We start from the raw sequence: 26,193 nt of genomic DNA on the forward strand, positions 1-26,193 counted from the left end.
ATGGGTAATATCTGCCTCCTCCGCCGGAACAAGACAAGCCCACGGGCTTGGCTAACGCCCTGTTCACGACAACCCAGCAGCGCGTGATGGGCTATCTCTTCGGTCAACCGGACCGGAGCTTTTTCTCCAGCGAACTGATCAAGCTTACCGGCGCCGGGTCGGGGGCAGTGCAGCGCGAACTCAAGTGCCTGAGCGACAGCGGGCTGCTTGCGACCTCGCGCGTGGGCAACCAGAAGCACTATCAGGCCAATGCGGACTCGCCGATCTTCGAGGAGCTGTGCGGCATCGTGCGAAAGACATTCGGGCTCGCCGGTCCCCTGCGCGAAGCCCTGGCGCCGGTGGCCGACAGGATCGAAGCCGCGTTCGTCTTCGGCTCGGTGGCCAGGAAGAGCGACACGGCTGCGAGCGACATCGATCTGCTTCTGATCAGTGACGAACTTGCGTATTCGGATCTCTTTCTCGCACTCGACGCTGTATCGGCACGCCTCGGCCGTACAGTGAATCCGACCATGTTCACGAGGAAAGAACTCATGCGAAAGCACAAGGACGGCGAATCGTTCGTCACGCGCGTCATGGCACAGCCCAAGCTCTGGGTGATCGGCGACGCGCATGTCCTCCCCACTTGAAAACCTGTGCGGCCCGTCGAAGCCGCTGGCTGCCGAAGCTCCCGACGCGCGCGAATTCGCCGGCCTGATGCGCTCTGGCCAGGCACGTCTGGCAGATGCCCAACTGGCGCAGCTTTCCCTGGAAAGCCGCTTCGATCTCGTCTACAACGCGGCGCATGCCATGTGCCTCGCTGCGCTGCGATGGCACGGGTATCGATCGAGCAATCGCTTCATCGTTTTCCAGGTACTTCCTCACACCCTGTCGCTCGGGCCGGAGGTATGGCGCGTGCTCGCCAAGGGACATGAGATACGAAATCTCGGCGAATACGAAGGAGACATGAACATCGACGAACGCATCGTTCGCGACTTGATCGCCGCGTGCGAGCGGGTGGCGGAGAAGCTGTCGGAACTCCCCTCGTTCTCCGGCAGCTAGGCGGTTCGTGTGCCCCGGCGGTGCAAGACAGCCACCAGCAGCGCCGACACCGTCAGGTACAGCAGCGCCACCCCGAAGGCACTCGCATATGCCCCCGAATCCGGCGCATGGCCGAGCCGACCGTAGAAAAGGATGCCGATCAGCGCCACGCCCAGCGCGTTGCTCGCCTGCTGCACCATCGATATCACGCCCGAGGCCACGCCCGCATGCTGCGGCGGCAGGCCGGCCAGCACGGTGGAGACCAGTGGCGCCATCACCATGCCGAGCCCCGCGCCCTGCACCAGAAGCAACGGCACCATCCACGCCACGAGGTGCAAGTGCCCGGGCCAGACGGCCACGTTGACGAACTGCAGCGCGTGCCCTGCGGCGAGCACAAGGGCACCGAGCGCGATGGGGGGCTTGCCGCCGAAGCGGCGTGCCAGGCGCGCACCTGCCATCGACGTCGCGAAGAAACCGGCCGCCAATGACGTGAAGACGATGCCCGAGCTGAGCGGATCGAGTGAGAGGCCCTGCTGCAGATACAGCGCGAGCACGAAGTACAGCGAGGCGTTGCCCACGTAGAAGGCCAGCGTCGTGAGCAGGCCCGTGCCGAAGCGGGCATTGGCGAGCAGCACCGGAGCCACGAGCGGCGTACCGCCACGCACGGCGAGCCGGCGCTGCTGATATGCAAAGGCTGCGAGCAGCGGCAGCGCCGCCGCAAGGCACAGCCAGCTCCACAGCGGCCAGCCCTGTTCGCGGCCTTCCACCAGCGGCAGCACCACTGCCGCCGAGCCCGCGGCCACCAGCAGCATGCCGACGAGGTCGAGCCTGCTGTTGCCGTTGTTCGCCAGCGGCGGAATGACGCGCGGTGCGAGCATCAGCGCCAGGAGGCCGATCGGCACGTTGATGAGAAAGCAGCTGCGCCAGCCGAGACCCGCCAGGTCGGCATGAATGAGCAGGCCGCCGACCAGCTGCCCGAGCGTGGCACCTAGCCCCAGCGTGAGTCCATAGGCCGCGAAGGCACGCGCCCGGTCTTCGCCGGTGTAGGCCAGGCCGATCATCGCAAGCACCTGCGGCTGCAGCAGCGCGCCGGCCAGCCCCTGCAGCACACGTGCCGCCACCAGCAGTTCGGCGTTCGGCGCCATGCCGCAGGCGGCCGAAGCCAGCGTGAACAGCAGCAGGCCCAGCATGAACATGCGGCGGCGCCCGAACAGGTCGCCGAGCCGGCCGCCGGTGATCAGGCCCGCGGCGGTGGCCAGGCCGTAGCCGGCCACCACCAGCTGCAGGGTGCCCGCGCTCGCCTGCAGTTCGCGCTGCATCGACGGCAGCGCGACGTTGACGATGAAGAAGTCCAGCACCACCAGGAAGGTGCCGCTGAGCATGACCCACAGGCCCAGCCGGCCGGGCCTTGTGGCGCCCGGGCTCTGGCTGCCGGTGGAAGAGAGCGATGCTGCCGAAGCGATGTTTGACTGCGTCATGATGAATCCGAGTGTTGGAAGGAAGCGGCACGAAGGCAATGACCTCGGAGGTCATCGGCCAGGGTCAGGCGGCGGGCGTCGGCAGGATGAACTGGTAGTCCGTGGCAATGCGGCCGTCTTCGGCCAGCACCAGGAACTCCAGCCCGAGCGCGGCCACCGGACCGCCCGCGGCCGGGACCATGTGCCAATGGAACATCACCGCGTCGTGCAGGAAGTGCGCGTCTCCCGCGCGGACGAAGCGAAACCCGGCGTCGCGCACGTTCTTCTCATGCGAGCCGGTGACGCGCTGCTGCAGCGCCTCGTGGCCCTTGGCCTGCAGCGTGCGCACGTAGTGCTCGCCGTCTGGCACCCAGAGGCTGGCGATGGCGGCGCGGCGCGCTTCTGCGTCGGGTTCGTTCCAGACGGCGACGTAGCGGTCGGCGAGTTGGGTGAAGTCGGTGAAAACGGTGAGATCGGTCCTGGTGTTCATGGCCTGCTCCTGCTGGTTCTTGAATGAGTGACGCCGCAGTTTCTGCCGCCGACACTGGACAGTGAATGCCCAGGAGGCCGAAAATCTTGTCCATTCGTCCTCCACTGAAGGAGCCTTCGATGGACCCGCTCGACGACATCTTTGCCGCCATGAGGGTGCAGAGCGCCCTGTATGCCCGCCTCGAGGCAGGCGCGCCCTGGGCGTGAGCCTGGCCGGCGGCGAGAGCGCGCGCTTCGGGCTCGTGGTGCGCGGCGGCTGCCTGCTGGAGATCGAGGGCATGGCGCAGCCGGTGGCGCTGGCGGCGGGCGACTGCTATGTGCTGGCGCATGGCACGCCCTACATCCTGCGCGACCATCCGAACACGCCGACCGTGAGCTGTGCCTCCGTCGTGCGCGACCGCATCGGCGGGCTGGTGGAGCTCGGCGGCACGGGCACGGCGGCTTCGGTGATCTGCGGCTGGTTCCACTTCGACCAGCGCGCCGCGCGCCCGCTGCTCGATCTGCTGCCGGTGCTGCTGCACGTGAAGATGGAGCAGGCCCGCGCTCTTGCGCTGCAAGGCACGCTGCAGCTGCTGGCCATGGAAACCGGCGAGCCGGGCCTTGGGTCCAGCCTGCTCGTGAGCCGGCTGGCCGACATCGTGTTCGTTCAGGCGGTGCGCGCGCACGTCGCGGCCAATGCCGAATCGCAGACGGGCTGGCTGGCCGCGCTGGCCGATGCACGCATCGGCCCCGCGCTGCGCGCGATGCACAAGGAAATCTCGCACGACTGGACGGTGGAGGCACTCGCCGCCGTCGCGAACCTGTCGCGCTCGGCCTTCGCACAGCGTTTTCGCGAGCGGGTGGGACAGGCGCCGCTGGAATACCTGACGCAATGGCGCATGTTCAAGGCCGGCAACATGCTGGGGCAAGGCAACGCTGCCATGGGGGCGATCGCCGCGGCGGTGGGCTACGAGTCGGAGGCGGCGTTCAGCAAGGCCTTCAAGCGCAGCAAGGGGATGGCGCCCAGTGCGTGGCGGGCCGCGGCACGCGAAGGGGCGGTCGCCGCATAGAGCCCTTCCCCGCCCTTCTTCAGGCCTTCTTGAGGCTTCCAGCGGCCTTGAACTGCGCGGCGGCAAAAGCCCAGGTCATGCGGGTGGCGTCGGGCCCCTCGGGGTCGCTGAACAGCAGCTTCGGCGCCCCGCCGCTCCACGAATGGCCCAGCCCCGCGATCTCGCACAGCGTGACCAGCGTGCGCCCCTTGCGCCTGAAGTCGGTCACCCGCATCGCACGGCGCTTGCCCCGTTGCACCTCGCGCGTCAACCCGGGCCGCGCGCCCACGGCAGTGGCCCACACCGCGGCGCTGCTGACGGCATTGCTCGGCGCGACCACCGCATCGGCATCGCCGTGCAGCACCAGCATCGGCGGCAGGGTGGTGAAGACGGCTGCCGCGCCCATCGCCTTGCCGACTGCGGTGGTAGGCATGGGCGGCACGTGCTCGCCGCGCATCGCGCCCAGCGCCGTGGCGGGCGACTTCGCCGCGCCGGGCGCCACGCCCGAATGCATCACGACGGCGCGGAAGCGGTTCGGATAGCGCGTCGCGAGCAGCGCCGCCATGCTCGCACCGGCGGAAAGGCCGGCCAGCGCCACCCGATCGCGGTCGACGGGATAGAGCATGCAGGCCTGGTCGACGGCGGCCATCAGCGTGGCGGCCTCGGCGTCGGCCTTGCCGGAGCGGCGCTCGTACCAGTTCCAGCAGCCCTGCGGATGGGCGATGCGGTCCTGTTCGGGGTAGAGCACCAGGAAGCGCTGGCGCACGGCCAGCGCGTTCATGCGGGTGCTCGCGGCGAAGTCGCGCCCGGTCTGGCCGCAGCCGTGCAGCATGACCATGAGCGGCAGGCGCTCGCCGGGTGCGAGTTGCAGCCCGGCCGGTCGGAACAGGTGATAGACCCGGGCTCCGCCCGCCCCTACCGCCACACCGCTGAGCCAGTCGCCGCGGCCCGGCGGCGGCTTGAGCCGCTTCGCGGTCGCGCGCTGCACCTGCCCCGCCACGCGCTTGCTGTTGCTCAGCGTGAGCCGCGTCAGCGCCTTGAGGTTTCGCTCATAAGCACGGGCAAAAACGGAAGCGGTGGAACGACGGGCCATGGCGCAGTGTGAAGGCAAAGGGCCCACCCTCCAAGAACGCCATCACGGCCCGTTCCAGAAACACCGCGGATCCGGCTGCGCCGGTCCGCAGGTGTTGCCCCTGCAAGGGGGGAGGAGAAGCGACACGAAGTGCGCGAAGCCTGGGGGTTAGTAAATTTCAGGAACGATCATGCTCGCCGGCACGGGCTGGCGCAGGTAGTCGGCATGGCGCACGCGCTCGGGCAGCTCGACCGGCGGATGCGGCACTTCCTGGTAGGGCAGCTGCCCCAGCAGGTGGCTGATGCAGTTCAGGCGCGCCTTCTTCTTGTCGACCGCCTGCACCACCCACCACGGCGCCTCGGGGATGTGGGTGCGCTCGAGCATGATTTCCTTCGCCTTGGTGTATTCCTCCCAGCGGCGGCGGCTTTCGAGGTCCATGGGGCTCAGCTTCCACTGCTTGAGCGGGTCGTGGATGCGGCCGAGGAAGCGCATGTGCTGCTCGTCGTCGGTGATGGAGAACCAGTACTTGATGAGCTTGATGCCCGAGCGCACGAGCATCTTCTCGAACTCGGGCACGGTGCGGAAAAACTCCTCGTACTCGTCGTCGGTGCAGAAGCCCATCACGCGCTCGACGCCGGCGCGGTTGTACCAGCTGCGATCGAACAGCACCATCTCGCCCGCGGCCGGCAGGTGCGCCACGTAGCGCTGGAAGTACCACTGGGTGCGTTCGCGGTCGTTGGGCGCCGGCAGCGCGGCCACGCGGGCCACGCGCGGGTTCAGCCGCTGGGTGATGCGCTTGATGACGCCGCCCTTGCCCGCCGCGTCGCGGCCTTCGAACAAGATGACGACCTTCTGCTTGCTGTGCTGCACCCAGTCCTGCAGCTTGACCAGTTCGCCCTGCAGGCGAAAGAGCTCCTTGAAGTAGGCCTGGCGCGCGGCCTTGTCGGCGGAGGACGCCGCGGTGACCGAGGCGGGGTCGAGGCCGTCGATGTTGCGGTCTTCGATCTCCAGCTCGAGCTCTTCGTCGTAGCTGTCGATCAGGTCGCGGGCGATGCGTTGCATCAGGTCTTCATGGTCGGGAAGTGCGCTCGTCAGCATGATGGGTAGCAGAAGAAAGAATTGAAAAGGGTGTCGAAAAGCATGCTGCTCGCCCCGTATGACGACTACGTGACGGTTTTTGCGCCGTTGACATGTAGTCGTCATATACGGCGAACACCATCTGGAGCCATTCCAACACCCCAGAATCCTCCATGAACACGCTCGCTGCCCCGCATGCAGAGGTGCCGTCCGCGTCCGCCTCGCAGCGGCCGAAGCTCGACGCCAAGCCCGGTCCGCTCACGCTGATCACCTTCGTGGGCCTGCTGGCCGCCGGCCTGCTCTTCACGGCCTGGAGCCTGGTCGGCGACGTCACTGCCTCGGGTGCGCCCGTCACCACCTGGGTGCCCTACATACTTCTTGGCGTGGCACTGCTGATTGCGCTGGGCTTCGAGTTCGTCAACGGGTTCCACGACACGGCCAATGCGGTAGCGACAGTCATCTACACCCACTCGCTGCCCCCCAACTTCGCGGTGGTGTGGTCGGGCCTCTTCAACTTCCTGGGCGTGATGGTGTCCAGCGGTGCGGTGGCTTTCGGCATCATCGCGCTGCTGCCGGTGGAGCTCATCCTGCAGGTGGGCTCGGGAGCCGGCTTCGCGATGGTGTTCGCGCTGCTGATCGCCGCCATCATCTGGAACCTGGGCACCTGGTGGCTGGGCCTGCCGGCATCGTCGTCGCACACGCTGATCGGCTCGATCATCGGCGTGGGCGTGGCCAACGCGCTGATGCACGGGCGCGACGGCACCAGCGGCGTCGACTGGGCGCAGGCCACCAAGGTGGGCTATTCGCTGCTGCTGTCGCCCATGGTCGGCTTCGGCTGCGCCGCCCTGCTGCTGCTGGCGCTGCGCGCCTTCGTGAAGAACCGCGCGCTCTATGAAGAGCCCAAGGGCAGCGAGCCGCCGCCGTGGTGGATCCGCGGCCTGCTGATCCTCACCTGCACGGGCGTGTCGTTCGCGCACGGCTCCAACGATGGTCAGAAGGGCATGGGGCTGATCATGCTGATACTGGTGGGCACGGTGCCGATGGCCTACGCGCTGAACCGCGCGATGCCCGCCGACGAGAACGTCAAGTTCGTGGCCGTGGCCGAGATGGCGCAGAACGCGCTGAACCGCAGCGTGCCGGCTTCGCTGCCAGCCATGGCATCCGCTGCCGCGCGCGACACGCTCTCCACCTACGTGCGCACCCGCGAGTTCACCCCGGCCGTGGTGCCGGCCCTTGCCGCGACGGCCGGCAGCATCGGCACGCAGGTGCGCCAGCACGGCTCGCTGGCCGGCGTTCCGGCGGAGGCCGTCGCCAACGTGCGCAACGACATGTACCTGGCCTCCGAGGCCATCCGCCATCTCGACAAGAGCGGCGCGGCCAGGTTCGACGACGAGACGAAGCTGCGCGTGAACACCTTCCGCCAGGAGCTCGACAGCGCCACGCGCTTCATCCCGCTGTGGGTCAAGGTGGCGGTGGCCATCGCGCTGGGCCTGGGCACGATGATCGGCTGGAAGCGCATCGTGGTCACGGTGGGCGAGAAGATCGGCAAGACGCACCTGAGCTATGCGCAGGGCGCCTCGGCCGAGGTGGTCGCAATGATCACCATCGGCGCCGCCGACATGTACGGGCTGCCGGTGTCGACCACGCACGTGCTCTCATCAGGCGTGGCCGGCACCATGACGGCCAGCGGCTCGGGCCTGCAGCTGTCGACACTGCGCAACCTCGCACTGGCCTGGGTGCTGACGCTGCCGGTGGCGATGCTGCTGTCGGGCTCGCTCTACTGGCTCTTCACCCGCATCTTCTGAACTCGCGCACCTACCATCTTGTCGGCATTCCATGATCTCGCAGCCCAGTCGTACGGGGGCGACGAAGCCGGGCTGATCTGCGGCTACCTCTTCGACGCCCGCGCGGCCGAGCCCGCGCGGGCCATCGACTCGGCCCAGGCCGCGGCCTGGCTGGCACAGCAGCGCGAAAGCGAATGCAGCACAGAAGACCCGCCCTATGTCTGGCTGCATTTCAACCTGAGCAATGCGCACGCCGAACGCTGGCTGCTGCGGCACGCGAACCTCTCCGACACCTTCTACGAGACGCTGCACGAGGGCCTGCCCTCCACGCGCATCGAGCGCGACGACGACTCGCTGATCGCCGTCATCAACGACGTGCACTTCGAATTCAGCTTCGAGCCCTCGGACATCTCCACGCTGTGGATCAGCGTCGGCCCGCGCCTGGTGGTCACGGCCCGCACCAAGCCGCTGCGCTCGGTCGATGCGCTGCGCACCGCGGTGAAGGCGGGCGACGCGCCGCGTTCCAGCACCGAGCTGCTCGAGCACCTGCTGCGCGCGCAGGCCGACGTGCTGGTGAAGATCGTGCGCGGCGTCACCTCGCGCATCGACCGCATCGAGGACGAACTGCTCGCCGGCCGCCTCGACCACAAGCGCGCGCGCCTGGGCGTGCTGCGCCGGCTGCTGGTGAGGCTGCAACGGCTGCTGGCGCCGGAGCCGGCAGCGCTGTTCCGGCTGCTGCAGGGACCGCCGGGGTGGATGTCGGAGCCCGACGCGCAGGCGCTGCGCGGCTCGACCGAAGAATTCTCCGTGGTGCTGCGCGACATGCAGGCGCTGCAGGAGCGCATCAAGCTGCTGCAGGAAGAGATCGCCGCCAACGTCAACGAGGACAACAACCGCAGCCTGTTCGTGCTGACGGTGGTCACTGTGCTGGCGCTGCCGATCAACATCCTGGCCGGCCTGTTCGGCATGAACGTGGGCGGCATTCCGCTGGCGGAGCACAAGCACGGCTTCTGGATCGTGGTGGGGATCGTGATCAGCTTCACCGCGGTGGCGGCCTGGGCGGCTTTTCGCAAGCAGCGCTGAGGCGCATGCAGCGGTGCAGTAATGCTATTTATTTAATAGCATCTTGCGCAGTATCCACGCGCCCGCAACGATGTTCCAGACCCCATAGAATGCGGGGGTGTCCTCCATTCTCAATGCCGATCTTCACTGCCACTCCGTGGTTTCCGACGGCACGCTGACGCCGGAAGAACTGGCAGTGCGCGCCGCCGCCAACGGGGTGGAGCTCTGGGCGCTCACCGACCACGACGAAGTCGGCGGCCAGCACCGCGCAGCGGCCGCGGCCCGTGCCAACGGCATGCGCTACCTCACCGGCACCGAGATTTCCGTGACCTTCGCGGGCGAGACGGTGCACATCGTCGGCCTGGGCTTCGACCCCGACGACGCGGCCATCTCGCAGGGCCTCTACGACACGCGCGGCGGCCGCGGCAAGCGGGCGCAGGAAATGTCCGAGGGACTGGCCAAGGTCGGCATCCACGGCGCCTACGAAGGCGCGCTCAAGTTCGTCGGCAACCCCGAACTCATCTCGCGCACGCACTTCGCACGCTTCCTCGTCGAGCAGGGCCACTGCCGCGACACGCCCGAGGTGTTCCGCAAGTTCCTCACCGAGGGCAAGCCCGGCTACGTGCCGCATCGCTGGGCTACGCTGAAAGATGCCGTGCACTGGATCACCGCCGCCAAGGGCCTTGCCGTGATCGCGCACCCGGGCCGCTACAAGTTCACCGCCAACGAGGAATACGCGCTGTTCCTCGAATTCAAGGCGCATGGCGGCAAGGCGATCGAAGTGGTCACCGGCAGCCACACGCCGGCCGAGTTCGTCGAATACGCCGACAAGGCGCTCCGAGTTCGATTTCGCCGCCTCGCGCGGCAGCGATTTCCACAGCCCCGACGAGAGCCACTGCGATCTCGGCAAGCTGCCGCCGTTGCCCGGCGCGCTCACTCCCGTGTGGGAGCTGCTCGGCGACCGCATCCAGCAGTGAGCCCAAGCCCCGGGACCAGCACCGACAGCGCGGCGACCGTTGCGCTGACCGCCGCACGCGTGGCGCAGCAGCGAAGCCGCGCCAAGGAATCCGAGCGCATCCTCGCCGGCATCGGCCTCGTGATACTGGCCGTGGCCTGCTTCGCGACGCTCGACACGGCCACCAAGTACTCGACGCTGGGCGTGCCCATCCTCATGGGCGTGTGGTTCCGCTATGCGTTCCAGGCGGTGGCGACCACGCTGGTGCTGCTGCCGCTGCGCGGCACGGCGCTGCTGCACACGAAGCATCCCCGCTACCAGGCGCTGCGCGGGGCGCTGCTGCTGGCGTCGAGCATCTTCGCCTTCCTGAGCCTGCGCTACATGCCGCTGGCCGAGTTCACCTCGATCGTGCTGATCGCGCCGCTGGTCATCACGCTGCTGGCGGCGACCACGCTCAAGGAGCACGTGTCGCCGCTGCGCTGGACGCTGGTGGCGGGCGGTTTCATCGGCACGCTGGTCATCCTGCGGCCGGGCGGCGGCGCGTTCAGCTGGGCCGTCTTCCTGCCGCTGGGGCTGGTGCTGACCAACGCCTGGTTCCAGGTGCTCACGAGCAAGCTCGCGCAGACCGAGAACCCGCTGACCATGCACTTCTACACCGGCTGGGTGGGCACGCTGATCGTCTCGCTCGTTGTGCCCTTCGTGTGGACCTCGCTGCCGTCGTGGGAATGGTGGGCGCTGCTGTGCCTCATGGGTTTCATGGGCACGGTGGGGCACTTCATGCTGATCCTGGCCTACCAGCGCGCGCCGGCGTCGACGCTCACCCCTTATCTCTATGCCCAGATCGCGTTCGCCATGCTCGGCGGCTGGATCGTCTTTTCCCACGTGCCCGACAGCTTCTCGCTCATCGGCATGGGGATGATCGCGGTCTGCGGCGCGGCAGGCGCGTGGCTCACGGTGCGCGAGCGCCGGGTGCCCATCGAGCCCGCCGAATCCTGAACAGGAGTCCTTCTTCATCATGGCCCAGTACTTCGAAGTCCATCCAGAGAACCCGCAGCAGCGGCTGCTGAAGCAGGCCGTCACGCTGCTGGAGCGCGGCGAGATCGTGGCCGTGCCCACCGACTCCAGCTACGCGCTGGCCTGCCACCTCGACGACAAGGACGCGGTCGACCAGCTGCGCCGCATCCGCCAGGTCGACGAGAAGCACCACCTCACGCTGCTGTGCCGCGACCTGAGCGAGCTGGCCAACTACGCGCGCGTCGACAACAAGCAGTACCGCCTGCTGAAGGCGGCCACGCCCGGGCCCTACACCTTCCTGCTCGAAGCCACCAAGGAAGTGCCGCGCCGCGTGAGCCACCCGCAGCGCAAGACCATCGGCCTGCGCGTGCCCGATCACAAGGTGCTGCTGGAGCTGCTGTCGCTGCACGGCGCGCCGCTTTTGGCCACCACGCTGATCGCTCCGGGCGAGACCGAGGCGCTGAACGACGCGCAGACCATCCGCGAGCGCTTCGAGAAGCAGATCGCCGCGGTCATCGATGCGGGCGCCTGCCCTTCGCAGCCCACCACCGTGGTCGACCTCACGCCCATGGGCACCGGCGACGACCCGGTCGTGGTGCGCCAGGGGCGTGGCGCGCTGGCCGCGCTGGGCCTCTGAAATCGGGGCTGAGAACCACTCCTGTCTGACACAATCGCCCAGTGGATATTTCCAACCTCATACAGACCGTCCTGATCTACGCACTGCCCGTGATCTTCGCAATCACAGTGCACGAGGCGGCGCACGGCTACGTGGCGCGCCACTTCGGCGACAACACGGCCGAGATGATGGGCCGCGTCACGCTCAACCCGATGAAGCACATCGACCCGATCGGGACCATCCTGATGCCGCTGGTGCTGTACTTCGCGACTTCGGGCGCATTCCTGTTCGGCTATGCCAAGCCGGTGCCGGTCAACTTCGGGCGGCTGCGCCATCCGAAGCGAGACATGATCTGGGTGGCTCTGGCAGGGCCGGCCTCCAACTTCATCCAGGCGCTCCTGTGGGCGCTGCTGCTGGTGTCCCTGGTCGCGGCGGGCGTCACTGAAACCTTTTTCATCAAGATGGCGCAAGGCGGCATCCTGGTCAACCTCGTGATGTGGGCCTTCAACCTGTTCCCGCTGCCGCCGCTCGACGGCGGCCGCGTGCTGGCCGGCCTGCTGCCCAGCGGCCAGGCCCAGATGTTCCTCGCGCGCATCGAGCCATACGGCTTTTTCATCGTGATGGGTCTCGTCCTCGCAGGCATCGTCAGCACATACTGGCTGCGGCCGCTGATGGACGTGGGCTACTTCGTCGTCAACCTGGTGATCACCCCGCTCAAGGCACTGTTGCTTTAAGTATTTCTTCGTCGTTCCATGGCTTCGTCTTCCCAAGCTCCCCTGCGCGTCCTGACCGGCATCACGCCGTCGGGCACGCCGCACCTCGGCAACTATGTCGGCTCGATCCGCCACTCGGTGCGGCAAAGCGTCGCGCCCGGTGTGCAGAGCTTCTTCTTCCTCGCCGACTACCACGCGCTCATCAAGGTGCAGGAGCCGGCGCTCATCCAGCGCTCCACACTCGAGATCGCCGCCAGCTGGCTGGCCTGCGGGCTCGATCCCGAGAAGGTCACTTTCTACCGCCAGTCGGACATCGTCGAGATTCCCGAGCTGACCTGGTTTCTCACCTGCGTCACCGGCAAGGGCGTGCTCAACCGCGCGCATGCCTACAAGGCGCAGCTCGACAAGAACGTGGCCAAGGGCGAGGACCCCGACGCCGACGTGACCGCCGGCCTCTTCATGTACCCGGTGCTCATGGGCGCCGACATCCTGATGTTCAACGCCCACAAGGTTCCAGTGGGCCGCGACCAGGTGCAGCACATCGAGATGGCGCGCGACATGGCGCAGCGCTTCAACCATCTCTACGGCGATCACTTCACGCTGCCCGAGGCCGAGATCGACGACGCCGTGGCCACCCTGCCCGGCCTCGACGGCCGCAAGATGAGCAAGAGCTACGGCAACACGATCCCGCTGTTTGCGCCGCGCGCGCAGCTGCAAAAGCAGATCTCCAGCATCGTGACCGACTCGCGCGCGCCCGGCGAGCCGAAGGAAACCGAGGGCTCGGCGCTCTTCCAGATTTATCAGGCCTTCGCCAGCGCCGAAGAAACCGAGTCGCTGCGCAAGGCGTACGCCGACGGCATCGGCTGGGGCGAGGCCAAGCAGATGCTGTTCGAGCGCATCGACCGCGAAGTGGCGCCGCTGCGCGAGCGCTACGAGGCGCTCATGAACGACCCCGCGCAGATCGAGCGCATCCTGCTCGCCGGTGCCGGGAAGGCGCAGGCCCTGTCGAAGCCTTTCATGGCCAGCCTGCGCCACGCGGTCGGCCTGCGGAACCTCGCGGCTGGCAAGGACAAGGGCCAAGCCAAGGCGGCCAAGGTCGCCAGGCCAAGTTTCAAGCAGTACCGCGAGAAGGCGGACGGGCTTTTCTATTTCAAGCTGTTGGATGCGCGCGGCGAAACCCTGCTGCAAAGCCGTGGATTCGCGTCGCCGCAGGAAGCGGGCCGTACCATCGCAATCCTGCAGGCACAACGCGGCGAAGCATTGGCCGCGCTGGCCGGCCAGCTGGAACCCATCGGTACAGAAAAAATACGCGCCGTCGAAGAGGCGCTGGAGGCACTGACGGAAACGACACCCGGCACAACCTGCGGGAGTTGATCCGGCAACGCCCATCGGCTTATCGGCCGGTGAGCATGACGAGAGAAGACGGTGCGATCACAAAGGAAGAAAACATGAGCATTTATGTCATCGACGACCACCCCCTGATGCGCGACGCGATCGTGATGGTCTTGCGGCGCTTGCGCCCGGCCGAGAACATCGTCGAGCTCGAACGCCTCGACAAGCTCGCAAGCTCCGTGCAGCAGCGTGGCGCGCCCACGCTCTTCTGCCTGGACCTGAAGCTGCCGGACACCAACGGCGTCTCGGGCGTGATCGCGGTCAAGCAGGTCTATCCGAACGTGCCGATCGCCGTGTACTCGGCGGCGCCGTCCGCCGACATGGAAGACGCCTGCATCGAGGCGGGGGCCGACACCTACATCGAGAAGTCGGCCAGCTCCAACGAACTGGCGGCGGCCCTGCGCGGCCTGCTGATGGCCGGCTCGGAAGACGAAGCCGACGAGATGCCCGCCGCCAACAGCGGCAAGCTCTCCAAGCGCCAGACGCAGCTGATCGCCATGCTCGACAAGGGCATGAGCAACCGCGACATCGCGACCGACCTGGAGATCAGCGAGCACACGGTGAAGGTTCACCTGTGGCGGCTGTTCCGCAGGCTGGGGGTGAAGAGCCGCACCCAGGCGCTGCACTACGCGCGCACCAACGGCTTGTTGTCTGGCTGAATTGGGCTAACCCCCAAGGCTTCGCGCACTTCGTGTCGCTGCGCCAACCCCCTTGCAGGGGGCAACACCGAGGACCGGCAAAGCCGGATCCTCGGTGTTCCCGAAATAAAAAACCGCGCCTTGGCGCGGTTTTTTTTTCTTGGGATGGGGCTGGTGCGTGCTTAGCCGCCGGAGGCTGTCACTCGCGCCTGTGCCACCGCCTCGTCGGCATCGTGCAGCGCCACGCGGAACACGCTGCCGCTACCCAGGCGGGAACGCACGCTGACCGGGTGACCCAGCACGTGCGAGAGGCGCGCGACGATGGCCAGGCCGAGGCCGAAGCCGTCGGAGGTGCCGGCGTGGTCGGCGACCTTGTAGAACTCCAGGAACACGTCGCGCAGGTGCTCGGGCGCGATGCCGATGCCGGTGTCCCACACCTCCACGCGCAGGCCGTCGCGGGTCTGGCGGGCGGCGAGCAGCACGCCGCCTTCGGTCGTGTACTTGATCGCGTTGGCCAGCAGGTTGCCGATCATGCGGCGCACGCGGATCGGGTCGGTCAGGAACGAGCCTTCGCACATGTGCACGCGGAAATCCAGGCCGCGGCTCTCGGCCACGGGGCGGTACTGCAGCTCCAGGTCGTGCAGAAGCTCGGGCACGTCGACCCGCTCGACGTGCAGGCGCACCTGGCCCGAATCGATGCGCGCCAGGTCGAACATGGAGTCGAACAGCGCATTCACCGCGTGGGTGGCGCGCACGATCTTCGGCGCGAGTTCGAGCACCAGCTCGGGCTCGTTGCGCAGCCAGTCGGCGTACAGCGAAAGCGCCAGCACCGGCTGGCGCATGTCGTGCGCGGCGCTGGCCAGGAAGCGGTTCTTCATGGCCACGGCCGACACCGCCGCCTGCCGCTGCTGGGTCAGCGACTTGATCAGGATGTGGTTGTGGAACAGCAGCTCCAGGCTGTTGCGCGCCGTCTCGTGGATGTGCCGCCCGGCCCGCAGCAGCAGGAACCAGTGAAGGATCGGCAATATGGGCATCAGGTAGCCGTACTGGAACTGCGGGTGATGCATCGTGATGGACACCAGCCGTATCAGCACCGCCCCCAGCATCGTGATGAACAGCGTGTTGACGTAGCGCTTGAGCAGCGGCGGATGCAGCGCCAGCCCGTTGAGCGGGAAGGTGCCCACGCCGGCCACGATGAGCCAGCTCATGAACTGGTTGACCTGCGGCGTGCGCTCGAAGAACAGCAGCACCGACAGCCCCCACACCACCGCGCTGGTGCTCCAGACGAAGCCGTAGCGCTCGGTGAACTGCTGCTGCGCCGCGGCGCTGCGTCCGGCGTAGCGCAGCGCGTAGACCCGCGCGCCCCAGGCCCGGCAGGCTGTGGCGATCAGGCCGGCCAGGAGCCAGATGAGCAGTTCCCAGCGGGGCACATAGGCCCAGTTCAGGCCGACCATGGCCGGCATCAGCGCGGCGGAGACGAGATAGGAGCCCTTCGCCGAGCGCATCAGGCTGCGGATGAGCTCGCCGCGTACCCACGATTCGGCTTCATCGGCCGAAGCCGGGGCGGGGGTCATGCTGGCGATCGACGCATTGGCCATAAGCCGGCGATCTTAACGGGCAGTCCGCCATTGTTTCTTGGGGTAACAATCGAGAATCAGGTCAACAATCGAGTCTTAACCAGGAAGAATTAACGCGCATGTTGTCCCACGTCTACATCGGTGCGAACGACTTCGAGCGCGCGTTCTCCTTCTATTCGGCGCTCATGGGCGAACTGGGCCTGAAGCTGAGATTCCGGGACGACGGCAAGCCCTGGGCCGGCTGGCAAAGCCCCGACGCGCCCCGCCCGCTCTTCCTGGTGGGTACCCCGTACGACGAACAGGCGGCCTCGCCCGGCAACGGCCAGATGGTGGCGCTGATGGCCGCCGACCGCGCCACGGTGGACCGCGCCCACGCCACCGCGCTGGCGCAAGGCGGCACCTGCGAAGGCCCGCCCGGCCTCAGGCCGCACTACCACGCCGACTACTATGGGGCCTACTTCCGCGATCCCGATGGCAACAAGCTCTGCGTCTGCTGCCACACTCCACCGAATCCATGCTGAACAACCTGACTCCCTTCCTCGTCCACTGGGCCATCACCGGCATCTCGCTGTGGGTCGCAAGCCATCTCTTTCGCGGACTGAAGTTCGACAGCACCGGCGCGCTGATCGTCTCGGCGCTGCTGCTGGGCCTGGCCAACGCCATCGTCAAGCCCCTGCTGATCGTGCTCACGCTGCCGCTGACGCTGGTGACCTTCGGGCTCTTCCTGCTGGTCATCAACGCGCTGATGATCCTGCTGGTGGCCGCGCTGGTGAAAGGCTTCAGGGTGTCGGGCTTCTGGACAGCGCTGTTCGCGAGCATCTTCATCTCGCTGCTGAGCATCGTCATCGGCTCGCTCGTCACCGGCGGCGACCCCGCCGAGAAGGTGCAGATGCCGCAGAGCGGCAACTGGCTCTGAACGGGAACTCGCGGCCTGCGCGCCGGCTGAACGAAGAGCGCGCCTGAGCGCGCTGCGCCATCCCATATTCTGCGGAGGCACAGCGCGCGGCGGCTGCCTATGATCCGCCTCACCCCGGCACCGAGACCGGCGGAACGAGGAGCCCCCCATGAAGATCGCCTTCACGTCGTGCATGAACTTCAAGCCCGGCGCACAGGGTTACCAGCGCGTCTGGAACCGCATCGCGCAGGAGCAGCCCGACTACCTGTTCCTTCTGGGCGACCAGATCTACATGGACTACTTTCCGAACCTGGGCGAGCCGGCAGGATGGACCGCCGCCAAGTTCGCCGACGTGATGCAGGGCAAGTACGAAGCGCAGTGGAACGTTGCGAACTTCAAGGCCCTGCGCGACGCGCTGCGCCAGAAGCAGGACAACGGCGGCGGCGTGTACGGCACCTGGGACGACCACGACTTCGCCTGGAACAACGCGCGCGGCTCTGACGTCAGCGCAGCAGTGAAGCAGCAGACACGCCGGCTCTTCACCAAATACATGCAGATCGGGCAACTGGACAACCCCGCGCACCTCGACCCGGCCGTGGACGGCATCTACTACTCGATCCCGCTGCTGCACCAGCAGCAGCGCATCGGCAAGGCCATCTTCCTCGACACCCGCTGGTACAGCGCCGACCCCGGCGACGCCAGCCCGCTGCTCGGGCAGAAGCAGCTCGACTACCTGAAGCAGGAACTCGCCGGCGAACAGGGCTACGTGCTGATCTGCGCCGGCATGCCCATCCGCGCGACCGGCAACGGCTGGCTGCGCTACCGCGACGACTACGCGAAGTTCCGCGCGATCATCCAGGGGCGCAAGTCGATCTTCCTGACCGGCGACATCCACGAGAACGCCTTCCTGCCGCCGGCCGGCGAGACGAAGATGTTCGAGGTGGTCTCATCGGGCGCCTTCGTCACCAAGTACTACCTCACGGGCGAGCGCGAGAACTTCGGCATCCTCGAATACACGCCCGCGAGCACGGACATCAAGCTCTACGACAAGAAGGGGCTGGAAAAGCACAACGTCATCGACAACGCGACCTTCATGCACCAGGAGATCCGCTGAAGGCCCCCTGGCCTTCCCGCGGGCTGCGGCCTACTTGCCCCAGATCGCCTTGTACTGGTTGCGGTAGCCGTTGTCGGGGTCGAACACGTTCCTCGGCCCGCCGTCCTTGCCGACGTTGCCCACGGTCACCAGGTGCACCTTGGGCACGTAGCCCGACCACTTCTCCTTGGCGAAGGCGCGGTTGAGTTCGTCGACGATCTGCCAGCCCTGCATGTTCAACGGCTCAGGCACGGTGCCGGCCTGGAAGCGCTGGGTGCGGATGCGCTGGTAGGCCGCCTCCGAGCCGTCGCCGGCCGACACCGCCTTGGGCGCGCCGTCGCCTTTCTTGCCGGCGGCCGTGAGCGAGGGGCCCATGAAGTCGAAATACAGGTCGTTGATGGCCAGCGAGTGCGTCCACTTGTCGCCGAAGCGCTGCAGCAGCGCGGTGGTGAGCTGCGGCATGCGGGTGGAGCTCTCGGCGATGGGGCTGTCCTCGAAGCTCAGCACGGTGCAGCCGCCGCATTTCTTGATGACGGCCTCCATCGCCCGCGCCTTGTACAGCGCAATGGCGTACTGCGAGTCGGTGAAGATCACCACGCCGGCCTTGCCGCCTGAATCGGCCACCACCCACGAGGCGGCGACGTCGGCCACGTCGTCGGTCACCGTGGTCACGTTGGCGAAGAGCCCCGCCTTCTCGTTCGGGCCGGGCTGCTCGCCCGAGTGCCAGCCGACCAGCGGAATGCCCGACTTGGCCGCGCCCGCGAAGGCGGCCTTCTGCTCGGTGGTGTCGAAGCCGCCGACCACGATGCCCGCGGGCTTGACGGCCAGCGCCTGGTTGAGCGCGGCCGTGCGCCCGCTCACCGTGCCCTGCCCGTCGATCACGCGCACCGTCCAGCCGATGGCGCGGCCGGCTTCTTCCACGCCTTTGCTGACGCCGACGATGCCGCCGTTCTTCATGTCGCCCGCGACGAAGACGATGGTCTTGCCGGCCGCGGCCTTCGGGCCGGCGGTGGGGCCGTCCCACTTCTCCTTGGTCATGGTCGCGACCTCGACCTTCTTCTTCGCGGCATCGAGAAAGTCGTCGGCCATGGCCTTCGACGCCAGCGCGGCGGCGCACAGCGCCAGCACCGCGGCGGCGACGGTGCGCGCGGGAACACTCTTCTTCATGCTTGTCTCCAGTCGTCGTAGTGGGCCGTCATTCCGACGGCGTTGAGGGAACCGGTTGCGCGTGATCGAGCTGCCGCTCGGCGATGCGCCGCTTGATCGAGCGGTTGCGCCGCTTGATCGAGCGGTTGCGCCGCTGCTGCGCCCAGCCCGCGATGCCGATGGACACCAGCAGCGTCAGGCCGTTGAAGAGCGGCTCCACATAAAAGGCACCGCCGAACTGCTGGATGCCCGAGATGCCGATGGCGAGAATCGCCACGCCCACCAGCGTGCCCCACACGTTCACGCGGCCCGGCCGGATGGTGGTGGAGCCGAGAAACGCGCCCACCAGCGCCGGCAGCAGGAATTCGAGCCCCACGCTCGCCTGCCCGATCTGCAGCCGCGAGGCCAGCAGCACGCCCGCGAAGCCCGACAGGAGCCCCGAGGCGACGAAGGCGCCCATCACATGCCTGCGCACCGAGATGCCGTTGAGCTGCGCCGCCTTCGGGTTCGCGCCGATCACGTACAGCGCGCGACCCAGCGGCGTGAACTCGGTCACCACCCACAGCGTGAGGCTCACCGCGAGCACGTAGAACGCGCCCACCGGCAGCCCCAGCAGGCTGCCGCCCGCGATGCCCACGAAGCCATCGGGCAGCTCGCCCACCACCTGCCGACCGCCGCTGTGCCACATGGCCACGGCATAGATCACGGTGCCCGTGCCCAGCGTGGCGATGAAGGAGTCGATCTGCGCGAGCTCGACCAGCAGCCCGTTGAGCACGCCGAACAGCGCCGCGCACAGCAGCACCACCAGCACCGCCGCCGGCCACGGCAGGCCCAGCTGCGTCTGCAGGCTGATTGCGAGGATGTGCCACAGCACGATGCCGTAGCCCACGGTGAGGTCGATCTTGCCGGTGATCATCGGGATGGTCGCGGCCAGCGCCAGCAGCGCGATCACCGACTTGTCGGCCAGGATCGCGCGGAGGTTGAAGAGCGTCGGAAAGGTCTCGGGCAGCAGCACCGAGAACAGCAGCGCGAGCGCCACCGTGAGCACGACGAGGCCGTAGACCGGCATCGCGCGGCCCAGGCTCTGCGCGAGGGAGACGGCCTCGCCGTCCAAGGACTTGTCGGGCTCCAGCGCCGTGGACTTGATCGAGCTGCTCATACGGGATGTTCCTCGCGCGTCGCCGCGCCTGCTGCCAATGCCAGGAGTCTTTCGACGGTGATCGCATCGCCCGTGAGCTCGGCCGCGATCAGCCCGTCGCGAAAGACGAGCACGCGGGTGCACACGGTCGCGATCTCCTCGAAGTCGGTGGATACGACGATCAGCGCCGTGCCGGCTTCGGCGCGCTCGCGCAGCACGCCGTAGATCTGCCGCTTGGCGCCCACGTCGACGCCCGCGGTCGGCTCCTCGAGCACCACCAGCGGCTTGTCGAGATGGAACCAGCGCGCCAGCACCACCTTCTGCTGGTTGCCGCCCGAGAGCTGCTGCACCTCGGCCGAGGGCGCGGGCGGGTTGATGTCGAAGCGGCGGATGAGCGCGAGCGCGCCCTCGTTCTCGCGGCGCGGCCGGTCGAAGGCCAGGCCGCGGTCGCCGTGCAGCGTCGAATTGGGAAAGAGGTTCTCCAGCACGCTCATCGAGCCGGCCAGGTTCTCCTCGAGCCGCTCGCCGGCCACATAGGCCACGCCGGCGCGAATCGCATCGGCCGGGCAGCCGAAGGCGCAGGCCTTGCCCAGCAGTTGCATGCGCCCGGCCGACAGCGGCTCGCGCCCGAAGATCGCGCGGCTGATGGCCTCGTGCCCCGCGCCGCGCAGGCCCACGAGCCCCAGCACCTCGCCGCGGTGCACGGCCAGGCTCAGTGGGCCGGCGTTGCCGCTGGCCGCACCTTCGAGTTGCAGCACGGGCTCGCCGCGCGCGGGCGCCTTCGCCTTCTGCACCGAGGCCGAGAGCGCCTTGCCCACGATGAGCCCGACGAGCTCGCCTTCGTTGGTGCGGGCGGTATCCTTCACCGCCACCAGCCGGCCGTCGCGCATCACGGCCGCGCGATCCGAAATGGCCATCACCTCGTCGAGCCGGTGCGACACGTACATCATCGCCATGCCCTGCCGGCGCAGTTCGCGCAGCACGCCGAACATGCGCTCCACGTCGCTCATCGGCAGGCTGGCCGAGGGCTCGTCGAGCACCAGCAGCCGCGCCTTCACTTCGAGCGCGCGGCCGATGGCGAGCAGCGATTTCTCGGCGCGCGTGAGCGAGAACACGCGGCGGCCGGGGTCGATGTCGCAGCCCACGCGCGCCATCACACGGCGCGCCGTGTCGCTCGCGGCCTTCCAGTCGATCAGCCCGAAGCGGCGCGGGTAGCCCGTGCCCAGGCCCACGTTCTCAGCCACGGTCATCCACTCGACGAGCCCCAGGTCCTGGTGGATGAAGGCCACCGGCTGCTCGCGCCGGTCGCCGCGCCGCCATTCGGACTGCGGCCGGCCGTCGAAAAGAATCTCCCCGTCGTCCACCGCGTGGATGCCCGCGAGCAGCTTGATGAGCGTGGACTTGCCCGCGCCGTTCTCGCCCAGCAGCGCGAGGATTTCTCCGGCGCGCACGTCCAGCGTGACCTTGTCGACCGCCTGCGTGCCGCCGAAGCGCTTGCTCACGGCCTGGAACTGCAGCAGCGGCGTGCTCATGCGCGCACCGCCCCGCTCGTGTTCAGCCGGATGCGGTAGAGCGACGTCGACGCGCACACGAAGAGCTCGTTGCCGTCGGCGCCGCCGAAGGTGAGGTTGCCCACCTTCTCCGGCACCGCGATGCGCGCCAGGCGCGTGCCGTCGGGATGGTAGACCTGCACGCTGTCGGCGCTGCTGGTGTAGACGAAGCCGTGCACGTCGACGCGGAAGCCGTCGGCCAGCCCCGGGTTCACCACTGCGAACACGCGCGGGTTCGCGAGGTCCTGCCCGCCGATCACGTCGAAGGCCACGATGTGGTGATGCCCCGAGCCGTCGGTGCGCAGCGCGGCGGAGGTGTCGCTCACGTACAGGACGCGCTCGTCGGGCGAGAACGCCAGCCCGTTGGGCTCCTCCACGAAGTCGCTCACCGAGCGCAGCGCGCCGCTTGCCGGGTCGAAGCGGAACACGTGGTTGCGGCCCAGTTCGCTGCGCGCTTCGTGCCCCTCGCGGTCGGAGACGATGCCGTAGGGCGGATCGGTGAACCAGATGCTGCCGTCGCGCTTCACGACGATGTCGTTGGGCGAGTTGAGCCGGCGGCCCTGGTAGCGGTCGACCACCACTTCGTCGGGCAGCGGCTGCAGGCCTTCGCCGGAACCCGCGAAGCGCGTGCGCACGATGGCGCGCAGCCCGTGCGAGCAATGCAGCAGCGCTCCGTCGGCCTCGCGCGTGTGGCCGTTGGTGAACTCCACGCCCTCGCGCCACACGCTCGTGCCGTCTTCGGCGTGCCAGCGCAGCATGCGGTTGTTGGGAATGTCGCTCCACAGCACCGAGCCGTCCTCGCGCATCCACACCGGGCCTTCGCTCCAGACGGCGCCGGTGCACAGGCGTTCGAGCGCACCGGCCCCTTGGGCGACGGGAGCGAAACGGGAGTCGAAGACTTCGATGGTCATGGCCACGGCGCTGGTTTCCCTGAACTCGGGCTCGCAGTGTGGCACCGAAAAGATACCGGTAACTTAGGCTTTTCCCGTAGGCGTCCAGGCCACCATTTCATTCTGCTTTCAAGGCCATTAGCGGTATTCTTCGCTCGAAGATTTCGGTACTGATATGGTTATCGGTATCGCACGTCGCCCGCTCCTCGTCGCATATCCTCGAGCCCGCCTTTTCCCGCCTTCCCCGCCTTCCGAGAGAGAAAGAAAGAAGCGCCTTGCCCCCGACCAAAGCCTCCGCCGCCCCCACTCCAGCCCTCACCCGCCCAGCGACGATGGCCGACGTGGCCGCGCGCGTCGGCGTGTCGAAGATGACGGTGTCGCGCGCGCTCAACCGCAACGCGAGCAGCGACCGCGTGACCTCCGAGGCGCTGCGCCAGCGCATCCTGCAGGCCTGCGAAGAGATGGGCTACGTCATCGACCAGACGGCGCGCACCTTCTCCAGCAAACGATCGGGCTTCGTCGCGGTGCTGATCCCCTCGCTCAACAACTCCAACTTCTCGGAAACCGCGCAGGGCATCACCGCGGCCGTGGAAGCGCGCGGGCTGCAAGTGCTGCTGGGCTACACCGACTACCGCGTGGAGACCGAGGAGCGCCTGCTGCGCGCCATGCTCGCGCGCCGGCCGGAGGGCGTGATCCTCACCGGCGGCTCGCACACGCCGGCTGCGCGCGCCATGCTGCAGGCGGCGGGCGTGCCGGTGGTCGAGACCTGGGACCTGCCGGCCGCGCCCATCGGGCACACCGTGGGCTTCTCGAACGCCGAGGCCGCCGCCGCGATGGTGCGCCACCTGCACGCCAAGGGCTACCGGCGCATCGCCTTCATCGGCGGCACCTCCAACCGCGACACGCGCGGCGCCGACCGCCAGCGCGGCTACGCGAACGCAATCCGCGAACTAGGCCTGCCCGACGGCCGCGTCATCAGCTTCGGCCAGCCGCCGATCTCGATGGCGCAGGGCGGCGAGGCCGTGGCGCAGCTGATCCGCCAGTGGCCCGACGTGGATGCCGTGATCTGTGTCTCCGACCTCTCGGCCTTCGGTGCGCTGATGGAATGCCAGCGCCGCGGCTGGGAAGTGCCCGGGCGCATCGCGATCGCGGGCTTCGGCGACTTCGAAGTAGCGCGCGCCTGCCATCCGCGCATCACCACCGTGGCGGTGGATTGCGTGGGCATCGGCAAGGCGGCGGGAGAACTGCTGCTGCGCGTGATCGACGGCACGCGCGAGGGGCATCGGCCGCCCGCGGAGACGGTGCTGATTCCGTTCCACATCGAGCAGCGCGAGAGTTCCTAGATCGGACAAGGAGACCGCCGGCTGCGGTCGCCCGAGACCGTTCGGCTCCGGGTGATTAAGCGCACCTCCGACGAAGAGTTGCCTGCCATACAGACTGCGTGGGCGTAACGGAGAACTCCTCGGCGTCTAGGCTCTGGACTGGGCCCCCGGTCCAGGCGCAGGGGCCCTAGCAGGCTGTTGAATTTCGCCGAATCGAACTGACCGATGCGGCTGACGCAAGTCCGACAGGTCCAGATTGGCGCCTTCGAACGCCGGCTCGGGTCCTGCGGTTAGCTTCTGCGCTGCTTCAGGAGCCATGTACAGGCCGTTTGCCGCCTCATGGCATCGCTCCTGGCGGCACCCCGCACAATATTCGAGCCATCCGCACGATGTTGCTGGCCGTCATGGTCAGCTTGAAGTGCTGGTCAACCCGTCTGATGCCCCGGTAGACCGTCTGGCGGATATGTCCGATCGTCTTGCCCCAGCCGAAGTGCTCCTCGATGCGCTTGCGCATGGTTTGACTGACCCTATAGCTCTCATGGCGCGTGGTACGCCCGTCAATGGCGCTGCCGCCCTGATGGGCGAGGTTGCTCGCCACGTGCGGCGTCACGCCGCGCTGGCGGCACCCAGCGACGAAGTCGCGCATGTCGTAACCCTTGTCTGCACCCAGCGTCTTGGGGCCACCCCTGGGCAGCGTATCCAGCATCGCCAATGCGGCTGCGCGCTCGCCGTACCCATCCGCATGCGTCACCACGGCGCTCACGACCAGTCCAGATCGGTTCTCCATCAGCACATGCCCCTGGTACGCCAGGATCGCCGCCTGGCTCTTGCCCTTGCGGAACAGCCGCGCGTCCGGGTCTGTCGTACTCCTATGCGTGTCGTTGCTGCGCGGCTTGCCTTTCCAGTCGGCCAAGTTGTTACGCCCGCCACTTCCAGCTCCCTTGTCGGGCGGCTCGCTGCCATCCTTGGTCACGAAGCTCTTGTGGCTGGCCCATGCCTGGATCAGCGTGCCGTCCACCGAGAAGTGTTCCTTGCTCAGCAGCTTGCGCTTGTCGGCCAGACGCATCACCTCGGTGAAGAACTGCTCCACCACGGCGTGCTCAAGCAAGCGATCACGGTTCTTGGAGAACACCGAGTGATCCCACACGGCATCGTCGATCGCCAAGCCGATGAACCAGCGGTACAGCAGGTTGTAGCGAATCTGCTCCATCAACTGCCGCTCGCTGCGTACCGAGAACAGCACCTGAATGAGCATGGCCCGCAGCAGCTTCTCTGGTGCCACCGAAGCGCGACCGCTGTCGGCGTAGACCGAGTTGAACAGCCCGTGCAATCCAGCCAGCGCCTCGTTCACCAGATTGCGGATGGCTCGCAGCGGGTGATCGCCAGGCACGAAGTCCTCCAGCTTGGCCACCGTGAACAGCGCTTCCTGCATCCCGTCCGAGCCTCGCATCGTCTGTACCCCTGTCGTTGCGGTATGAGGCAGCTTATTCGCCATCCATCGTTAGCGAATCAGCATTTGCGCGGACGAATTTCAACAGCCTGCTAGAGATCACGCCGCTGATCGCTGCATGCGAGGCACGGCGGCCCGTGCGTGCGCGCCCGGCACCCGCTCCTCGCCATGCCGCGCCGAAAACAGGCGCGATGCGGCAGCGCCGGGTCAAGCCTGCGGCTGCGGATTGAAGGCCGGCTCGCCGCTGCCGCAGGGGCGACGCTCGCAGATCAGCGCTCCCGCCGCAAACGCGCAAGTACGGCCTCAGGCGCCACCACGCCCTCGCGCCCGAGGATCACCCCCTTGGACGTGCCTTCGGCGACGACACGCTCATCCACGAGAAACTGATGCGACATATGGAAGTGGCGCTCGTCCCAGTGGGTCAACTGCATGACAGCCTCGTAACGCTGGAAAAGCTTGAGCGACTTCTTGTAGACCATGGTGTGCTCGGTGACGATCGGCGCCCAGCGCTCCTTGCGCATCACGCCGGTCAGGCCCGTCCGGATGAACAGGTCAAGGCGCGAGAGGTCCGCGATCGTCAGGTAGCGGCCGTTGTTCATGTGCAGGTTGATGTCCAGGTCGGTCGGCAACGTCATCAGCCGCAGCCGGCTCTCGGCGACACCGACCGGCAGGCGCTCGCGGCGTCGCGAGAGCCACCACACCCACAGCATGCGGAAGATCAGGTTCATGGCGGACGGTCCTTCTCAGCCGATGCGCTGACCGGGACGCTGTATCCCGCCCGAGTCCGCGGTAGCCATCGACATGGCCGTCAACTGCAG

The 26,193-nt window shown here is 67.5% G+C and carries 25 protein-coding genes and 1 pseudogene; 15 read left to right on the forward strand and 11 right to left on the reverse strand.

Annotated features, from left to right (window positions below):
* Positions 1-47: 47 nt before the first annotated feature.
* Together ACHMXA_RS26235 and ACHMXA_RS26240 are read left to right on the forward strand one after the other, a co-directional pair.
* Positions 48-626 (forward strand): nucleotidyltransferase domain-containing protein, encoded by a 579-nt coding sequence (locus tag ACHMXA_RS26235; RefSeq protein ID WP_395316926.1) that lies wholly within the window; start codon positions 48-50, stop codon positions 624-626.
* Entirely contained in the window at positions 610-1,038 is a 429-nt protein-coding gene (locus ACHMXA_RS26240; protein WP_395316927.1) for a hypothetical protein, read from the forward strand. Before ACHMXA_RS26235 ends, ACHMXA_RS26240 begins: the two co-directional genes overlap by 17 nt.
* On the opposite strand, the gene ACHMXA_RS26245 is transcribed toward ACHMXA_RS26240, so the two are convergent.
* Together ACHMXA_RS26245 and ACHMXA_RS26250 are read right to left on the reverse strand one after the other, a co-directional pair.
* Positions 1,035-2,495 (reverse strand): MFS transporter, encoded by a 1,461-nt coding sequence (locus ACHMXA_RS26245; protein WP_395316928.1) that lies wholly within the window; start codon positions 2,493-2,495, stop codon positions 1,035-1,037. The two genes, ACHMXA_RS26240 and ACHMXA_RS26245, sit on opposite strands and share 4 nt — an antisense overlap.
* Before the next feature lie 64 nt (positions 2,496-2,559).
* Positions 2,560-2,964, reverse strand: a complete 405-nt coding sequence (locus ACHMXA_RS26250; protein ID WP_395316929.1) for a hypothetical protein — start codon at positions 2,962-2,964, stop codon at positions 2,560-2,562.
* Between the two features lie 202 nt (positions 2,965-3,166).
* Here ACHMXA_RS26250 and ACHMXA_RS26255 point away from each other — a divergent pair, with 202 nt between their 5' ends.
* Positions 3,167-4,012 (forward strand): AraC family transcriptional regulator, encoded by an 846-nt coding sequence (locus ACHMXA_RS26255; protein ID WP_395316930.1) that lies wholly within the window; start codon positions 3,167-3,169, stop codon positions 4,010-4,012.
* 19 nt (positions 4,013-4,031) lie between these two features.
* Here the strand turns inward: ACHMXA_RS26255 and ACHMXA_RS26260 are convergent, their stop codons facing one another.
* The gene (locus ACHMXA_RS26260) at positions 4,032-5,084 is read right to left on the reverse strand and encodes an alpha/beta hydrolase family esterase (RefSeq protein ID WP_395316931.1); all 1,053 of its coding nucleotides are present in this window, start codon (positions 5,082-5,084) and stop codon (positions 4,032-4,034) included.
* A gap of 147 nt (positions 5,085-5,231) precedes the next feature.
* The gene (gene ppk2, locus ACHMXA_RS26265) at positions 5,232-6,161 is read right to left on the reverse strand and encodes a polyphosphate kinase 2 (protein WP_176662922.1); all 930 of its coding nucleotides are present in this window, start codon (positions 6,159-6,161) and stop codon (positions 5,232-5,234) included.
* Between the two features lie 152 nt (positions 6,162-6,313).
* Here ppk2 and ACHMXA_RS26270 point away from each other — a divergent pair, with 152 nt between their 5' ends.
* The 8 genes and pseudogenes from ACHMXA_RS26270 to ACHMXA_RS26305 all read left to right on the forward strand — a co-directional run bounded on the left by ACHMXA_RS26270 (position 6,314) and on the right by ACHMXA_RS26305 (position 14,335).
* Positions 6,314-7,945: an inorganic phosphate transporter gene (locus ACHMXA_RS26270; protein WP_395316932.1), complete on the forward strand. Its 1,632-nt coding sequence runs from the start codon at positions 6,314-6,316 to the stop codon at positions 7,943-7,945.
* A gap of 18 nt (positions 7,946-7,963) precedes the next feature.
* On the forward strand, positions 7,964-9,007 hold the full coding sequence (locus ACHMXA_RS26275; RefSeq protein WP_395316933.1) for a transporter: 1,044 nt from the start codon (positions 7,964-7,966) through the stop codon (positions 9,005-9,007).
* A 97-nt stretch (positions 9,008-9,104) separates the two neighbouring features.
* Positions 9,105-9,963 (forward strand): annotated as a pseudogene (locus ACHMXA_RS26280) (3',5'-nucleoside bisphosphate phosphatase).
* The gene (locus ACHMXA_RS26285) at positions 9,960-10,937 is read left to right on the forward strand and encodes a DMT family transporter (protein WP_395316934.1); all 978 of its coding nucleotides are present in this window, start codon (positions 9,960-9,962) and stop codon (positions 10,935-10,937) included. The pseudogene ACHMXA_RS26280 and the gene ACHMXA_RS26285 overlap by 4 nt, the downstream one beginning before the upstream one ends.
* A 19-nt stretch (positions 10,938-10,956) precedes the next feature.
* The gene (locus tag ACHMXA_RS26290; protein ID WP_395316935.1) at positions 10,957-11,592 is read left to right on the forward strand and encodes an L-threonylcarbamoyladenylate synthase; all 636 of its coding nucleotides are present in this window, start codon (positions 10,957-10,959) and stop codon (positions 11,590-11,592) included.
* Positions 11,593-11,633: 41 nt separating this feature from the next.
* Positions 11,634-12,305 carry a site-2 protease family protein gene (locus ACHMXA_RS26295; protein ID WP_395316936.1) on the forward strand — a complete coding sequence of 224 codons (672 nt, stop codon included), beginning with the start codon at positions 11,634-11,636 and terminating at the stop codon, positions 12,303-12,305.
* 18 nt (positions 12,306-12,323) lie between these two features.
* A complete protein-coding gene (locus ACHMXA_RS26300; RefSeq protein ID WP_395316937.1) occupies positions 12,324-13,658 on the forward strand; it encodes a tryptophan--tRNA ligase in 1,335 nt (444 codons plus the stop codon).
* 74 nt (positions 13,659-13,732) lie between these two features.
* Complete coding sequence (locus ACHMXA_RS26305) at positions 13,733-14,335, forward strand: response regulator transcription factor (protein WP_093058637.1); 603 nt, start codon at positions 13,733-13,735, stop codon at positions 14,333-14,335.
* Between the two features lie 161 nt (positions 14,336-14,496).
* Here ACHMXA_RS26305 and ACHMXA_RS26310 read toward each other — a convergent pair whose 3' ends face one another.
* On the reverse strand, positions 14,497-15,888 hold the full coding sequence (locus ACHMXA_RS26310; protein ID WP_256098840.1) for a HAMP domain-containing sensor histidine kinase: 1,392 nt from the start codon (positions 15,886-15,888) through the stop codon (positions 14,497-14,499).
* Positions 15,889-16,010: 122 nt separating this feature from the next.
* On the opposite strand from ACHMXA_RS26310, the gene ACHMXA_RS26315 reads away from it, so the two are divergent.
* The 3 genes from ACHMXA_RS26315 (at position 16,011) to ACHMXA_RS26325 (ending at position 17,900) form a co-directional block, all read left to right on the forward strand.
* Positions 16,011-16,412: a VOC family protein gene (locus tag ACHMXA_RS26315; RefSeq protein WP_395316938.1), complete on the forward strand. Its 402-nt coding sequence runs from the start codon at positions 16,011-16,013 to the stop codon at positions 16,410-16,412.
* A complete protein-coding gene (locus tag ACHMXA_RS26320) occupies positions 16,406-16,807 on the forward strand; it encodes a phage holin family protein (RefSeq protein ID WP_176662932.1) in 402 nt (133 codons plus the stop codon). The genes ACHMXA_RS26315 and ACHMXA_RS26320 overlap by 7 nt, the downstream gene beginning before the upstream one ends.
* 148 nt (positions 16,808-16,955) lie before the next feature.
* Positions 16,956-17,900, forward strand: coding sequence for an alkaline phosphatase D family protein (locus ACHMXA_RS26325; protein WP_395316939.1), 945 nt, complete (start codon positions 16,956-16,958; stop codon positions 17,898-17,900).
* Between the two features lie 30 nt (positions 17,901-17,930).
* On the opposite strand, the gene ACHMXA_RS26330 is transcribed toward ACHMXA_RS26325, so the two are convergent.
* Genes ACHMXA_RS26330 through ACHMXA_RS26345 form a run of 4 tightly spaced genes read right to left on the reverse strand, consistent with a single transcriptional unit; the run spans position 17,931 to position 22,624 of the window.
* On the reverse strand, positions 17,931-19,046 hold the full coding sequence (locus tag ACHMXA_RS26330; protein WP_395316940.1) for a substrate-binding domain-containing protein: 1,116 nt from the start codon (positions 19,044-19,046) through the stop codon (positions 17,931-17,933).
* 28 nt (positions 19,047-19,074) lie between these two features.
* A complete protein-coding gene (locus ACHMXA_RS26335; RefSeq protein WP_395316941.1) occupies positions 19,075-20,184 on the reverse strand; it encodes an ABC transporter permease in 1,110 nt (369 codons plus the stop codon).
* A complete protein-coding gene (locus ACHMXA_RS26340) occupies positions 20,181-21,695 on the reverse strand; it encodes a sugar ABC transporter ATP-binding protein (RefSeq protein WP_395316942.1) in 1,515 nt (504 codons plus the stop codon). The genes ACHMXA_RS26335 and ACHMXA_RS26340 overlap by 4 nt, the downstream gene beginning before the upstream one ends.
* The gene (locus ACHMXA_RS26345) at positions 21,692-22,624 is read right to left on the reverse strand and encodes an SMP-30/gluconolactonase/LRE family protein (RefSeq protein WP_395316943.1); all 933 of its coding nucleotides are present in this window, start codon (positions 22,622-22,624) and stop codon (positions 21,692-21,694) included. The genes ACHMXA_RS26340 and ACHMXA_RS26345 overlap by 4 nt, the downstream gene beginning before the upstream one ends.
* Before the next feature lie 311 nt (positions 22,625-22,935).
* Between ACHMXA_RS26345 and ACHMXA_RS26350 the strand changes: the two genes are divergently transcribed.
* On the forward strand, positions 22,936-23,946 hold the full coding sequence (locus ACHMXA_RS26350; RefSeq protein ID WP_395321381.1) for a LacI family DNA-binding transcriptional regulator: 1,011 nt from the start codon (positions 22,936-22,938) through the stop codon (positions 23,944-23,946).
* Positions 23,947-24,262: 316 nt separating this feature from the next.
* Here ACHMXA_RS26350 and ACHMXA_RS26355 read toward each other — a convergent pair whose 3' ends face one another.
* Both ACHMXA_RS26355 and ACHMXA_RS26360 read right to left on the reverse strand, forming a co-directional pair.
* Positions 24,263-25,375 (reverse strand): IS5 family transposase, encoded by a 1,113-nt coding sequence (locus tag ACHMXA_RS26355; RefSeq protein WP_395316944.1) that lies wholly within the window; start codon positions 25,373-25,375, stop codon positions 24,263-24,265.
* A gap of 269 nt (positions 25,376-25,644) precedes the next feature.
* Entirely contained in the window at positions 25,645-26,103 is a 459-nt protein-coding gene (locus ACHMXA_RS26360) for a thioesterase family protein (RefSeq protein WP_395316945.1), read from the reverse strand.
* Between the last annotated feature and the right edge of the window lie 90 nt (positions 26,104-26,193).

Origin of the sequence: Variovorax sp. UC74_104 (genome assembly GCF_044055375.1) — a bacterium.
Taxonomy (GTDB): Bacteria; Pseudomonadota; Gammaproteobacteria; order Burkholderiales; family Burkholderiaceae_C; genus Variovorax.

Bases quoted from the DNA above. Each gene is read 5' to 3' on its own strand.
- ACHMXA_RS26240 (WP_395316927.1), top strand. From the start codon at position 610: ATGTCCTCCCCACTTGAAAACCTGTGCGGCCCGTCGAAGCCGCTGGCT.
- ACHMXA_RS26320 (WP_176662932.1), top strand. From the start codon at position 16,406: ATGCTGAACAACCTGACTCCCTTCCTCGTCCACTGGGCCATCACCGGC.
- ACHMXA_RS26245 (WP_395316928.1), bottom strand. From the start codon at position 2,495: ATGACGCAGTCAAACATCGCTTCGGCAGCATCGCTCTCTTCCACCGGC.
- ACHMXA_RS26330 (WP_395316940.1), bottom strand. From the start codon at position 19,046: ATGAAGAAGAGTGTTCCCGCGCGCACCGTCGCCGCCGCGGTGCTGGCG.
- ACHMXA_RS26355 (WP_395316944.1), bottom strand. From the start codon at position 25,375: ATGCGAGGCTCGGACGGGATGCAGGAAGCGCTGTTCACGGTGGCCAAG.
- ACHMXA_RS26270 (WP_395316932.1), top strand. From the start codon at position 6,314: ATGAACACGCTCGCTGCCCCGCATGCAGAGGTGCCGTCCGCGTCCGCC.
- ACHMXA_RS26290 (WP_395316935.1), top strand. From the start codon at position 10,957: ATGGCCCAGTACTTCGAAGTCCATCCAGAGAACCCGCAGCAGCGGCTG.
- ACHMXA_RS26260 (WP_395316931.1), bottom strand. From the start codon at position 5,084: ATGGCCCGTCGTTCCACCGCTTCCGTTTTTGCCCGTGCTTATGAGCGA.
- ACHMXA_RS26315 (WP_395316938.1), top strand. From the start codon at position 16,011: ATGTTGTCCCACGTCTACATCGGTGCGAACGACTTCGAGCGCGCGTTC.
- ACHMXA_RS26345 (WP_395316943.1), bottom strand. From the start codon at position 22,624: ATGACCATCGAAGTCTTCGACTCCCGTTTCGCTCCCGTCGCCCAAGGG.
- ACHMXA_RS26300 (WP_395316937.1), top strand. From the start codon at position 12,324: ATGGCTTCGTCTTCCCAAGCTCCCCTGCGCGTCCTGACCGGCATCACG.
- ACHMXA_RS26340 (WP_395316942.1), bottom strand. From the start codon at position 21,695: ATGAGCACGCCGCTGCTGCAGTTCCAGGCCGTGAGCAAGCGCTTCGGC.
- ACHMXA_RS26335 (WP_395316941.1), bottom strand. From the start codon at position 20,184: ATGAGCAGCTCGATCAAGTCCACGGCGCTGGAGCCCGACAAGTCCTTG.
- ACHMXA_RS26305 (WP_093058637.1), top strand. From the start codon at position 13,733: ATGAGCATTTATGTCATCGACGACCACCCCCTGATGCGCGACGCGATC.
- ACHMXA_RS26360 (WP_395316945.1), bottom strand. From the start codon at position 26,103: ATGAACCTGATCTTCCGCATGCTGTGGGTGTGGTGGCTCTCGCGACGC.
- ppk2 (WP_176662922.1), bottom strand. From the start codon at position 6,161: ATGCTGACGAGCGCACTTCCCGACCATGAAGACCTGATGCAACGCATC.
- ACHMXA_RS26325 (WP_395316939.1), top strand. From the start codon at position 16,956: ATGAAGATCGCCTTCACGTCGTGCATGAACTTCAAGCCCGGCGCACAG.
- ACHMXA_RS26350 (WP_395321381.1), top strand. From the start codon at position 22,936: ATGGCCGACGTGGCCGCGCGCGTCGGCGTGTCGAAGATGACGGTGTCG.
- ACHMXA_RS26310 (WP_256098840.1), bottom strand. From the start codon at position 15,888: ATGACCCCCGCCCCGGCTTCGGCCGATGAAGCCGAATCGTGGGTACGC.
- ACHMXA_RS26250 (WP_395316929.1), bottom strand. From the start codon at position 2,964: ATGAACACCAGGACCGATCTCACCGTTTTCACCGACTTCACCCAACTC.